This window comes from Sulfitobacter sp. SK025, assembly GCF_003352105.1.
Classification (GTDB): Bacteria; Pseudomonadota; Alphaproteobacteria; order Rhodobacterales; family Rhodobacteraceae; genus Sulfitobacter; species Sulfitobacter pontiacus.
Genome location: NZ_CP025808.1, coordinates 30,001 through 41,458, shown reverse-complemented (window position 1 = coordinate 41,458; position 11,458 = coordinate 30,001). Strand labels below are relative to the sequence as shown.

Annotated in this window: 10 protein-coding genes and 1 tRNA gene; 4 read left to right on the top strand and 7 right to left on the bottom strand. The window is 59.0% G+C overall.

Annotated elements, in window-relative coordinates; translation table 11 throughout:
- Window positions 1–26: 26 nt before the first annotated feature.
- From C1J04_RS00195 to C1J04_RS00180, 4 genes are all read right to left on the bottom strand, one after another.
- On the bottom strand, window positions 27–1,043 hold the full coding sequence (locus tag C1J04_RS00195) for a Fe(3+) ABC transporter substrate-binding protein (protein ID WP_009825436.1): 1,017 nt from the start codon (window positions 1,041–1,043) through the stop codon (window positions 27–29).
- Window positions 1,044–1,173: 130 nt separating this feature from the next.
- Entirely contained in the window at window positions 1,174–2,040 is an 867-nt protein-coding gene (gene yghU, locus C1J04_RS00190) for a glutathione-dependent disulfide-bond oxidoreductase (RefSeq protein ID WP_009825435.1), read from the bottom strand.
- 173 nt (window positions 2,041–2,213) lie between these two features.
- Window positions 2,214–2,339: a type B 50S ribosomal protein L36 gene (gene ykgO, locus C1J04_RS00185; protein WP_005850168.1), complete on the bottom strand. Its 126-nt coding sequence runs from the start codon at window positions 2,337–2,339 to the stop codon at window positions 2,214–2,216.
- Window positions 2,340–2,415: 76 nt separating this feature from the next.
- Window positions 2,416–2,490 (bottom strand) — tRNA-Val (locus tag C1J04_RS00180).
- Between the two features lie 150 nt (window positions 2,491–2,640).
- Here C1J04_RS00180 and C1J04_RS00175 point away from each other — a divergent pair.
- On the top strand, window positions 2,641–3,501 hold the full coding sequence (locus tag C1J04_RS00175) for an N-formylglutamate amidohydrolase (protein ID WP_005850159.1): 861 nt from the start codon (window positions 2,641–2,643) through the stop codon (window positions 3,499–3,501).
- Here C1J04_RS00175 and C1J04_RS00170 read toward each other — a convergent pair whose 3' ends face one another.
- The 3 genes from C1J04_RS00170 to C1J04_RS00160 form a co-directional block, all read right to left on the bottom strand.
- Window positions 3,502–4,755: a DNA polymerase IV gene (locus C1J04_RS00170; RefSeq protein WP_037953952.1), complete on the bottom strand. Its 1,254-nt coding sequence runs from the start codon at window positions 4,753–4,755 to the stop codon at window positions 3,502–3,504.
- A 321-nt stretch (window positions 4,756–5,076) separates the two neighbouring features.
- Complete coding sequence (pyrF, locus tag C1J04_RS00165) at window positions 5,077–5,766, bottom strand: orotidine-5'-phosphate decarboxylase (protein ID WP_009825431.1); 690 nt, start codon at window positions 5,764–5,766, stop codon at window positions 5,077–5,079.
- Window positions 5,767–5,984: 218 nt separating this feature from the next.
- Complete coding sequence (locus C1J04_RS00160; RefSeq protein WP_005850153.1) at window positions 5,985–6,299, bottom strand: hypothetical protein; 315 nt, start codon at window positions 6,297–6,299, stop codon at window positions 5,985–5,987.
- A gap of 416 nt (window positions 6,300–6,715) precedes the next feature.
- Between C1J04_RS00160 and clpB the strand changes: the two genes are divergently transcribed.
- The 3 genes from clpB (at window position 6,716) to msrQ (ending at window position 11,032) form a co-directional block, all read left to right on the top strand.
- Complete coding sequence (gene clpB / locus C1J04_RS00155; protein ID WP_009825430.1) at window positions 6,716–9,331, top strand: ATP-dependent chaperone ClpB; 2,616 nt, start codon at window positions 6,716–6,718, stop codon at window positions 9,329–9,331.
- 174 nt (window positions 9,332–9,505) lie between these two features.
- The gene (msrP, locus tag C1J04_RS00150; protein ID WP_009825429.1) at window positions 9,506–10,414 is read left to right on the top strand and encodes a protein-methionine-sulfoxide reductase catalytic subunit MsrP; all 909 of its coding nucleotides are present in this window, start codon (window positions 9,506–9,508) and stop codon (window positions 10,412–10,414) included.
- Window positions 10,415–10,447: 33 nt separating this feature from the next.
- Window positions 10,448–11,032 carry a protein-methionine-sulfoxide reductase heme-binding subunit MsrQ gene (gene msrQ, locus C1J04_RS00145; protein WP_009825428.1) on the top strand — a complete coding sequence of 195 codons (585 nt, stop codon included), beginning with the start codon at window positions 10,448–10,450 and terminating at the stop codon, window positions 11,030–11,032.
- The last annotated feature ends 426 nt before the right edge of the window (window positions 11,033–11,458 follow it).

Genomic DNA, 11,458 nt, shown 5'->3' with positions numbered 1-11,458 from the left:
CGTGTCTCTGCCGTGGCGAGCTGGGATTATTCCCAGCCAACCGCGTTAAAGATTTTCTGTGCTGTGGGGATGTTCTTGGCCACTTCGGACAGGTTCACCTCGTCTGCTTTGAACTCGCCCAGCTTCTCGACCGAGTCCGCAAGCTCTACACCTTCGACGGCGGGGAATTCGTCATTGCCCGCAGAGAAGTAGGACTGCGCGCTGTCGGAGGACAGGTATTCGAGGAACTTGACCGCGTTGTCACGGTTTGGCGCATTGGCTGCAACACCGGCACCCGACAGGTTCATATGCGCGCCGTTGCCTTCCTGGTCGGGGAACACCAGACCGATTTTATCCAGATCGGCGCTCAGCCCGTCTACTTCGGTGCGGATGGCACGGGCAAAGTAGTAGGAGTTCGAGACGGAGATTTCGCATTCGCCCGATACCAGACCGCGCAGCTGGTCGGTGTCACCGCCCTGTGGTGCACGTGCCATGTTGTTCACAACGCCCTGTGCCCATTCGGTGGCTTTTTCTTCGCCGTAGTGCGTGACCAACGCCGCCAGCAGGGTCTGGTTGTAGGAGTTGGTGGAGGAACGGATGCAGACCTGACCTTCATAGGCAGGATCGGCAAGATCCAGATAGTTCTGCGGTGGGTTGTCTACAGCGTCCTTGCTGTAAAAGATGATCCGCGCGCGCTGCGAAAAGCCGAACCAGTCGTTGTCAGCGTCTTGCAGGTTGCTGGGGATACGCTCTTCGAGGATGTCGCTATCAACGGATTGCAGCAGGCCCATTTCCTTGGCGCGGCTCAGGCGGCTGGTGTCGACGGTGATCAGAACGTCCGCGGGGGAGTTCGCACCCTCGGCTTCCATACGCGCCAGCAGCTCGTCTGCTTTGCCTTCGATGCGGTTGATGGTGATGCCGGTCTGCTCGGTAAAGTCGGAATACAGACGTTCGTCTGTGTCGTAGTGACGCGAGGAGTAGAGGTTCAGCTGCCCTTCGGCCATTGCTGGCATCGCAACTGTGGCCATCAAGGCGGCCGTGAAAGCGGATTTCGTCAGAGTCATCAGGTGACCTCCATCTGTGTAAAACTTATAAAAAGAGTAAGAAACAGATTTGAGGGCTGATATCAAGGAATACTTGAGTGAATTAATAGGACAAGCGTCTTGCCGCGTGGGGGCGGCAAGACGCGCGGGATCAGTCGCCGATTTTGTCCTGAGTCTTTGTATCAAAATCGCTGGCATCGTGCCGTTCGTGGAGCTGCATTTCGGGTTCACCGAAGGGTCGGTTGACCATGCGACCACGTGTAACGGCAGGGCGCGCGTCGATCTTCTTGGCCCATTTCATCAGGTTTTCGTAGGAATCGACATTCAGGAACTCTGCTGCGTCATAGAGACGGCCCAGAACCAGCTGCCCGTACCATGCCCAGATCGCCATATCCGCGATCGAATATTCGCCCGCCATATATTCGTTATCGGCAAGGTGACGATCAAGCACGTCAAGCTGGCGCTTGGTCTCCATCGCGAAACGGTCGATGCAGTACTTAATTTTGACCGGCGCATAGGCGTAGAAATGGCCAAAGCCGCCGCCAAGATAGGGCGCGCTGCCCATTTGCCAGAACAGCCACGACATACATTCGGTGCGCTGGCTTGGGTCTTTGGGGATGAATGCGCCGAATTTCTCGGCCAGATGCAGCATGATCGATCCGGATTCAAACAGGCGCTGTGGCGCGTCGCCGGACCGGTCCATCATCGCGGGAATTTTGGAGTTCGGGTTGATGTCGACAAAGCCGGATCCGAATTGATCCCCTTCGCCGATGTTGATCAGCCACGCGTCATACTCGGCACCCTTGTGCCCGGCGGCCAGTAGTTCTTCCAGAAGCACGGTGACTTTGACGCCATTGGGCGTCGCGAGGGAGTAAAGCTGATAGGGATGTTTGCCGACCGGCAGCTCTTTGTCTGCGGTGGGGCCCGCGATGGGGCGGTTGATATTGGCGAATTTACCGCCATTGCCGGGTTCCCACTCCCATACGGCGGGCGGGGTGTAGTCGGGCAGATCGGTCATGAGATCCCTTTCAGTTCGTCTGATGAAGTCTGAAGAGAACCTAAGCGGTATTGGGGGGATCGCAAGAGGTCAGCACAGATTGGCTGGGGTAGGGGGGGAGGCGCGATTGACGGCGGCCCAAACGAAAAAAGCCGCCCCCGAAGGAGCGGCCTTTCATCAGATGCGCGCGAAGCTTAACCCTGACGGGCTTTGAAACGGCGCTGCGTTTTGTTGATTACGTAAACGCGGCCTTTGCGACGCACAACGCGGCAGTCACGGTGCCGGTTCTTGAGCGAGCGGAGCGAATTGCGAACCTTCATGGTCGTTCTCCTGTGTCGTGGCGCGGGCCAGCGCCGGGTTGCGGGCAGTTCAGCGAATGCTGAACCATGAATTAGGTGGTGGGCGATACTGGGATCGAACCAGTGACCCCTTCGATGTCAACGAAGTGCTCTACCGCTGAGCTAATCACCCCCTATGTAGCACGAAACTTGCACCCCAAACCAAATCGGGGCGCGAGATATTCGCGCCGGTAGCGGGGTCTATAAATAGAGTCGGAGGCATGATCAAGGGGTTTTGGCTTTGTAAAAACATGCGCTATGATCATTCTTGAAAGGTGCAACAATGCCACACATCGCCTACGAAGTCGTTCGCCCCGATCAAGCCCGTTCCTGCGCGGTGTTTGCATCCCCTCATTCGGGGCGGAATTACAGCTTTTCCTTCCTGCGGTCCACGGTGTTGGACGGGCATAGCATACGCTCGTCAGAGGACGCGTTTGTTGACCTTTTGTTTAATTCTGCCCCCCATTTCGGGGCTCCGTTTCTGATGGCGGGAGCCCCCCGTGCGTTCCTTGATCTGAACCGGTCCCGAGACGAGCTTGACCCGGCTCTGATCGAAGGGGTTCGGCGGCAGGCGCATAACCCGCGGGTTGCCTCCGGATTGGGGGTTATTCCGCGTGTCGTGGCGAACGGGCGGTCGATTTATCAGGGCAAATTAACGCTTGATGAAGCCCGTGCGCGAATCGCCACCTATTGGGTGCCGTACCACGATATGTTGCAAAGCCTGCTGAACGACGCGCGTGCGGATCACGGGCAGGCGATTTTGGTGGATTGCCATTCGATGCCGCATGAGGCGATGGACGGCGTCGCGCGTATGGGGCTGAAACGGCCTGAAGTGGTCTTGGGTGACCGGTTCGGCGCGGCAGCCAGCAGCGATGTTGTGGATCAGATAGAGGCCGCTTTCGTCAAGGCAGGGTTCACGGTCACACGGAACACGCCGTTTGCGGGGGCCTATATCACGCAGGCTTACGGTCGTCCGGCACGGGGGCAGCATGCGGTGCAGGTCGAATTGGACCGGTCGCTGTATATGAACGAATCTCTGGTGCGCCCCAACGGCGATTTCGAGGATGTGCAAAAAGCGCTTCGCGGCGTTGTGGCAGAGATTGCGCGGATCCGGCCAGAAAGCCTCGCCCTCGCGGCGGAGTGATTAGCGCAGCGCGCGCCCCTTGACGATTGCCTTGTCCCCGAACCGGTTGCGGATGGCATCTGTTGCCCGCTCTGCCTGACCCCGGCGGGCGGCATCCGGGTCCAGCAGGTCGCCCGCCATGTCGGCCCCATCAGCGGCGCTAAGATCCGAAATGCCACACCCGAGCAGCCGGAAAGGCCCCGGTTCACCAAGCTGGTCAAACAGCCCGCGCGCTGTGCGGTAGATGCGGTCGGCCAGTTGCGTCGGGTCATGCAGCGACACCCGCCGCGTGATCAGCGAGAAATCGGCCCGTTTGAGCTTGAGCACAACAACGCGGCCGGCAAGGTCTTTGGCCTTGGCGCGGTCCGCCACCTTTTGCGCCATGCGCCACAGATGGCCGTCCAGCAGGTCAGGGTCGGAGGTGTCTTCGTTGAAGGTGGTTTCGTTGCTGATGGATTTCATCGGTTCATGCGCGGAAACACGGCGGTTGTCTTGGCCGCGTGCCAGATGCCAGAGGCGGTCGCCCATACTGCCGAAACGCCCGATCAGGTCGGTCCTTTCCCATCGCAGCAGGTCCGCGAAGGTCTGGATGCCGGCCTTGTTCAGGGATCCAAGCGTTGCCGCGCCCACGCCCCAGATCATGCTCACCGGTTTGTCGTTCAGAAACCTCTGTGTTTCCTCTTTTCCGATCACTGAAAAGCCGTGCGGCTTATCAAGGTCAGAGGCGACTTTGGCCAGAAACTTGTTGTGTGATAGCCCGATTGATCCGGTCAGCCCCAGTTCGACCTTCATGCGACGCACCAGTCGTGCAAGCATCACGGCAGGGGGTGCCCCGTGAAGTTTGGTTGTGCCGGTCATGTCCAGAAACGCCTCGTCCAGCGACAGCGGCTGCAGGGCGGGGGTGAGCTCTTCCATCATGGCGCGGATCGCGCGGGAGGCTTCGACATATGCATCCATGCGCGGCTTGATGATGATCGCTTCGGGGCAGAGTTTCAGCGCCTGGAACATCGGCATGGCAGACCGGACCCCTTTGATCCGCGCGATATAGCAGGCGGTCGACACGACCCCGCGACGTCCGCCCCCGATGATCACGGGCTTGCCATTCAGCGCCGGATTGTCGCGTTTCTCCACGGATGCGTAGAAGGCATCGCAATCCATATGGGCGATGGAAAGGTCGAATAATTCGGGGTGTGACGAGATACGCGGGCTGCCGCAGGCAGAGCACCGGCGCGCGGGCGCGATTTCGGACAGGCAGTCTCGGCAGAGGGCGGGCATGGCGGTCAGGTAGGGTTAAGGGCTGGTTAACGCAAGTCTACCCGATCACGCGCGGCTTCGCCATGCACATACGTGCGGCGTCGGGTTGAAGGGTGAAAATCGAAAGGGGGCAAAGAAAGACCCCCGCCTGAAGCGGGGGGAGGTGACGGGCTTCAGGAAGAACCAGCCCGTCGGGGAGTATCACCAAAGTAAGGTTGCCATATGAATGTCATAAAACATACACGGAACTTCCAGTTGCTGGCAGCCAGTTCACGTTTGTTACCGATTTATCACATAGGCGAAAATGCGCTATTTGTTGGGTTTCGCGCATTTCGGCTGCGTTCAGGGCAGCTCTGCCAGCACCGCGCGGGCGGCGGCGGCGGGGTCTTCGGCCTGCCAGATCGGGCGGCCAACGACGATGTGATCCGCCCCGTCCAAGATCGCCTGACCCGGTGTTGCCACGCGTTTCTGGTCGCCAAGAGCCGCCCCGCTTGGTCGCACGCCGGGGGTGACGATCAGCTTGCCGTTGGCCTCGGGTAGGGCGCGGATTAGGCGCGCCTCTTGCGGGGAAGCGATGACGCCGTCAGCACCAGCCTCCAGCGCGCGTCCGGCGCGGGTCTGGACCAGATCGGGGATGTCCCCCGTCTGGATCATCGCCGCGTCCAGATCGTTGCGGTCCAGGGATGTCAGGATGGTCACCGCCAAAATCTTGGTGCGGGATCCTGCGGCGCCTTCCATCGCGGCGCGGACAACATGGGGGTCACCGTGCACGGTCAGAAAATCGAGGTCGAACTGCGCAAGCCCGCGCACCGCTGCTTCGACTGTCGCGCTGATATCGAACAGTTTCATGTCCAGAAAAATGCGTTTGCCGTGTTCCTGGATCAGCTCGTTCGCAAGTGCCAGGCCGCCGCCCGTCAACATGCCCAGACCAATCTTATAAAAGCTCACCGCGTCGCCCAGCTTTTGGGTCAGTTCAAGGCCGGCAACAGCGTGGGGGACATCAAGGGCAACGATCAGGCGGTCATCTGACATGGGGCGGGCTCCGAAGTGATGAGATTTGGCAAACGCCGGAGGCTTACGGTGTTCGACCTGACATGTCTATGAAAACAGGGGGCACGCAAAGAAAAAGGCCCGGGCAGCGCAATCGCTGTCCGGGCGAGTGTCAGAGACGTGCAGGCAGGCAGTTGTCTCTGGATTGGGCGGGACACGCGCCGGGACGGGCGCGCAGGCAGTTCCGCCGAAACTGTAAATCAGGCGGCGCGAAGGCCGGGAAGGTTGGCGACATGGCGCAACCAGGCTTTTGGATCGAACCGAGGACGGCCACTGCGTTGTGCGGGCTTCTGGGCGCGGATCTCGGAATACATGCCGCCGCGGCTCGTATGGCGACGCTCGGCTTGTTTGGTCAGGCCTTTGGCAGCTTGATCAAAGGACATCGTCATCGGCGCGTTGATGGCGCAGGCATATTTGCGGGACCGATCGCCATCGTGGACGGTGACCAAAGCTTCAAAGCATTGCTCTGCCGCGTTGTAGATAACGTCGTTCATCTGAATCTGGCGCGTCTGCATGTTCGTACCTCAAGAATTTGTTGTACTGGTTAAAGTCGGCTCGATTTGTTTTCGTTCATCTGCCAGTACAACGTATGTGTGACTAAATGGTTCCACTGGGGCGCATCCGTCATGTGGATAAATATAAATTTTCGCCTAAAATCAGTCAATTAACATTTTTGTAATTATTTCTTGCCATGAGCGGCAAATTGCGAAACTGCATTTTTCTTGTGGGATTCCAATGTGTTCGCAATGTGGCGAAATTCCACCAGTCTGATAAATAATCTTAAAAGGTGTATGTTTTTTGTTGACGCTTTTGTGAGGCGACCCTCTTGAATCCCTTCCTTCTGTCCCCAAATTCTATCCCGAGGATCACGCCATGATGTGCTGCAAAGCGGGCATCTTCTTTGTGGTCGCTTTAAGAAAAGGAGAAGCTCATGGACTTGAGCAAGTTCACAGAACGGTCGCGCGGCTTTATTCAGGCTGCGCAAACAATCGCGACGCGTGAAAGCCACCAACGGCTGACGCCGGAGCATTTATTGAAAGCACTGCTGGATGACGACCAAGGGCTGGCGAGCAATCTGATTGCTGCTGCCGGTGGCGATCCTGCACGTGTGACTGAAACCCTAACGCTGTCTTTGGGCAAGCTGCCCAAGGTGTCGGGCGACGCCGCGCAGGTATACCTTGATAATGCCACCGCAAAGGTGCTGGCCGAAGCAGAGACGCTGGCCAAGAAGGCGGGCGACAGCTTTGTGCCGGTCGAACGCGTGCTGATGGCCCTTGCGATGGTGAAATCCGGTGCGAAAACCGCGTTGGATGCGGGTAAGGTCACCGCACAGGGGTTGAACGCCGCCATTAATGATATCCGGAAAGGGCGCACGGCTGATACGGCCAGTGCGGAAGACGGGTATGAGGCGCTCAAGAAGTACAGCCTTGATCTGACGGAACGTGCCCGCGAAGGCAAAATCGACCCGATCATCGGTCGGGACGAGGAAATTCGTCGCGCCATGCAGGTGTTGAGCCGCCGCACCAAGAACAACCCGGTGCTGATCGGTGAGCCCGGCGTGGGTAAAACCGCGATTGCCGAGGGGCTCGCCCTGCGGATCGTGGATGGCGATGTGCCCGAATCCCTGCGCAACAAACGTTTGCTGGCGCTGGACATGGGCGCGCTGATTGCTGGCGCAAAGTATCGTGGCGAGTTTGAAGAACGGTTGAAAGCTGTCCTGACCGAGGTCACCGAAGCCGCGGGCGAGGTAATCCTGTTCATTGACGAGATGCACACGCTGGTGGGCGCCGGTAAGGCGGACGGCGCGATGGACGCGGCCAACCTCATTAAACCGGCTTTGGCGCGGGGTGAATTGCACTGCGTTGGTGCGACGACCTTGGACGAATACCGTAAGTATGTCGAAAAAGACGCAGCACTTGCCCGTCGGTTCCAGCCTGTGATGGTCAGCGAACCTACTGTCGAGGATACGGTGTCGATCCTGCGAGGCATTAAGGAGAAGTACGAGCTGCACCATGGTGTGCGGATCAGCGACTCTGCCCTTGTGGCGGCGGCGACCCTGTCGCATCGCTATATCACGGATCGTTTCCTGCCCGACAAGGCAATCGACCTTGTGGACGAGGCCGCGAGCCGTCTGCGGATGGAAGTCGACAGCAAACCGGAAGAGCTGGATGCGCTGGACCGTCAGATCATGCAGCTTCAGATCGAAGCCGAGGCGTTGAAGAAAGAGGATGACGCTGCCAGCAAGGACCGCTTGGACAAGTTGGAGAAAGAGCTGGGGGATCTGCAGGAAAAGGCCGATGCCATGACTGCGCAGTGGCAGGGCGAACGTGATCGCCTTGAGGGCGCGCGCGAGCTGAAAGAGCAGCTGGACCGTGCCCGCGCCGAACTTGAGATCGCCAAGCGCGAAGGCAACCTCGCCAAAGCGGGGGAGCTTTCCTATGGCGTGATCCCGCAGCTTGAACGCAAACTGGGCGAGGCCGAAGAGAACGAAGCCGACGTCATGGTCGAAGAGGCCGTGCGCCCGGACCAGATCGCCAGCGTCGTCGAACGTTGGACGGGTATCCCCGCGGGTCGTATGCTGGAAGGCGAGCGGGACAAGTTGCTGCGCATGGAAGACCAGTTGCACAACCGTGTCATTGGTCAGAACCTCGCCGTCAAAGCTGTGTCGAACGCGGTGCGCCGTGCGCGTGCCGGCCTGAACGACGAGGCCCGCCCCTTGGGCAGCTTCCTGTTCCTCGGGCCGACTGGTGTCGGTAAAACCGAGCTGACCAAGGCCGTCGCCGAATTCCTGTTCGACGACGAGAACGCGATGGTGCGGATCGACATGTCTGAGTTCATGGAGAAACATGCCGTGGCCCGTCTGATCGGCGCGCCTCCCGGGTATGTTGGCTATGACGAAGGTGGCGTATTGACCGAAGCCGTGCGGCGCAGACCCTATCAGGTCGTGCTGTTCGACGAGGTCGAGAAGGCGCACCCCGACGTGTTCAACGTGTTGCTGCAGGTCTTGGATGATGGTGTGCTGACGGATGGTCAGGGCCGTAAGGTCGACTTCAAGCAGACGCTGATCGTGCTGACCAGCAACCTCGGGGCGCAAGCGCTGAGCCAGTTGCCCGAAGGGGGAGACATGGCGCAGGCGAAACGGGATGTGATGGATGCGGTGCGGGCTCACTTCCGCCCCGAGTTCCTGAACCGACTGGATGAAACGGTGATCTTTGACCGCTTGGCACGTGCCGACATGGCGGGGATCGTCGACATTCAGGTGAACCGTCTGCTGAAGCGTCTCGCCGGTCGCAAGATCGGGTTGGAGCTGGACGAAGGCGCGCGCAAGTGGCTCGCCGACGAAGGCTATGATCCGGTGTTCGGGGCGCGTCCGCTGAAGCGGGTGATCCAGCGCGCATTACAGGACCCGCTGGCCGAGATGATCTTGGCAGGTGACGTGCTGGATGGGGATCTTATCCCCGTGCACGCTGGTGCCGAAGGGCTGATCATTGGCGACCGCGTGGCCGCCAGCAACCGCGCCAAACCGGACGAAGCGACCGTCCACTAGGTACATAGTATATAGTGTGGTGATGTGATCGGGCAGGGCCGGGGGAAACCTCGGCCCTGTTCGCATGTGTTGCCCTGACATTCCGGTGTGTCTCCTGAAATGTAGCGGATTGCATTTGGTGGGCGCGACAACTCGCAGTAGGCTACCCATGTATATTGGTAAGGAGCGCCTGTTATGGCCTATCGCTGGATCAACACACTCACGGATAAAGACGTCACCCCGCATGCTGCATTTATGAACCGACGTCAGATCATGGGGGGCGCTTTGGCGGGGATCGGGTTGGCCGGTATCGCGGGGCGCAGCTCTGCCGCGCCCGAGGGGCTAGAGCCGAACAGTTATGAAGATATCACCAGCTACAATAACTACTATGAATTCGGCACCGGCAAAGACGACCCCGCCAGATACGCGGACCGTCTGACGATTGAACCCTGGACGGTGCAGATTGACGGGCTGGTCGACAAGCCCGGTGCCTATGGGTTCGACGACATCATGCAACAGATGACGATCGAAGAGCGTATCTATCGTTTTCGCTGTGTCGAGGCGTGGTCAATGGTGGTCCCGTGGAACGGGTTCGAACTGGCGGACCTGCTGAATATGGCCGGTGTGCAGTCCGGCGCGAAATACGTCTCCTTCGAGACTGCGCTGCGTCCTGATGAAATGCCCGGCGTCGCCTATAACGTGCTCGACTGGCCCTACGTCGAAGGGTTGCGTCTGGACGAAGCGATGCACCCGCTGACGATTATGGCCACCGGCATCTATGGCAAGGACATCCCGAAACAGAACGGCGCACCGCTGCGGTTGGTCGTGCCTTGGAAATATGGCTACAAGTCGATCAAATCCGTGGTGCGGATCACCCTCACGGATACTCAGCCCCCGACCAGTTGGAACAAGGCGAATGCAGGGGAGTACGGCTTCTATAGTAATGTGAACCCCGAGGTCGATCACCCCCGTTGGTCGCAGGCCAGCGAAAGGGTCATCGGTGGCGGTCTTTTCTCCAAGCGGATTCCCACGCTGATGTTCAACGGGTACGAGGCCGAGGTCGCAGAGCTCTATGCCGGTATGGACCTGAGCAAGGATATCTAAACCCGTGTCCTCTATAGAAGTGAGCAGGGCGGTATGATCGACCGCCTGAATACCATCGCGCGACGTGTTCCCACATGGGTCGTATATATAGTGGGGCTTCTGCCAATCCCGTGGTTGCTGTTTCAGGCGCAGACCGGCGGGCTGGGGGCGGAGCCGATCAAGGCGTTGGAGAAAGAGCTGGGGTTGCTGGCCTTGCAGCTGTTGATCGCCGGGTTGGCGGTCACGCCCGCGCGGCGCTACCTTCGGCTGAACCTCATCAAGTTTCGCCGTGCCCTGGGATTGCTCGCCTTTATATATGTCTCGCTGCATCTGTTGGTATGGCTGGTGCTGGACGTCGGGATCCTGTCGCAGATCTGGGCCGACATTCTGAAGCGCCCGTATATCACGATCGGCATGGCGGGTTTTGCCTGCCTTGTCCCCTTGGCGGCCACATCGAACAACTTCTCGATCCGCAAGCTGGGGGCCACGTGGCGCAAGCTGCACCGGTTAACCTATCTGGCTGCAATTCTGGCTGGGGTGCACTTCATCTGGCTGGTCAAAGGTTTCCAGATCGAACCTCTCCTCTATATGGCGGCGATTCTGGCTTTGCTGGTGCTCCGACTCCCCAAACGGCGCTGATTCCGAATCCGGGCGGTGGCGCGGGCCGGGGATTGTGCCGGATTCGGACCGGGGGAGAGGAAACAATCCACATTGGCGCTGCGAGTCTGTGGATAACCCGCGCGGGCGTAAGTGATGCGGGGCAATGACGTGTTAGCGTGCGAAATAAAGCTGCGCAAAACACGGGCCCCGCGGAATTTTCAAAAATCAAACCGTTGTTTTTATAGGAAAATTCGGAAAGTAGCGAAAAACTGTCATAATCCGAAAAAAGGGGTTGCGGGTATTTGGAACAAACCTTAGAACGCCCCTTACCGGAGACGCAGACACGCTGACACGGGGCGCTAGACGGGGACGACGGGTTACGGTTCGGGTCTTACGTAGCGGGAAAATTCTGAGGTAATTGAGGCGGGGCGCGCTGAAAGTTTACGGCGCATCTTGGTTTCTTTT

Excerpts from the sequence above, each read along its gene's own strand:
- C1J04_RS00195 (WP_009825436.1), bottom strand. The coding sequence starts at position 1,043 with ATGACTCTGACGAAATCCGCTTTCACGGCCGCCTTGATGGCCACAGTT.
- C1J04_RS00175 (WP_005850159.1), top strand. The coding sequence starts at position 2,641 with ATGCCACACATCGCCTACGAAGTCGTTCGCCCCGATCAAGCCCGTTCC.
- yghU (WP_009825435.1), bottom strand. The coding sequence starts at position 2,040 with ATGACCGATCTGCCCGACTACACCCCGCCCGCCGTATGGGAGTGGGAA.
- clpB (WP_009825430.1), top strand. The coding sequence starts at position 6,716 with ATGGACTTGAGCAAGTTCACAGAACGGTCGCGCGGCTTTATTCAGGCT.
- msrP (WP_009825429.1), top strand. The coding sequence starts at position 9,506 with ATGGCCTATCGCTGGATCAACACACTCACGGATAAAGACGTCACCCCG.
- msrQ (WP_009825428.1), top strand. The coding sequence starts at position 10,448 with ATGATCGACCGCCTGAATACCATCGCGCGACGTGTTCCCACATGGGTC.
- C1J04_RS00160 (WP_005850153.1), bottom strand. The coding sequence starts at position 6,299 with ATGCAGACGCGCCAGATTCAGATGAACGACGTTATCTACAACGCGGCA.
- C1J04_RS00170 (WP_037953952.1), bottom strand. The coding sequence starts at position 4,755 with ATGCCCGCCCTCTGCCGAGACTGCCTGTCCGAAATCGCGCCCGCGCGC.
- ykgO (WP_005850168.1), bottom strand. The coding sequence starts at position 2,339 with ATGAAGGTTCGCAATTCGCTCCGCTCGCTCAAGAACCGGCACCGTGAC.
- pyrF (WP_009825431.1), bottom strand. The coding sequence starts at position 5,766 with ATGTCAGATGACCGCCTGATCGTTGCCCTTGATGTCCCCCACGCTGTT.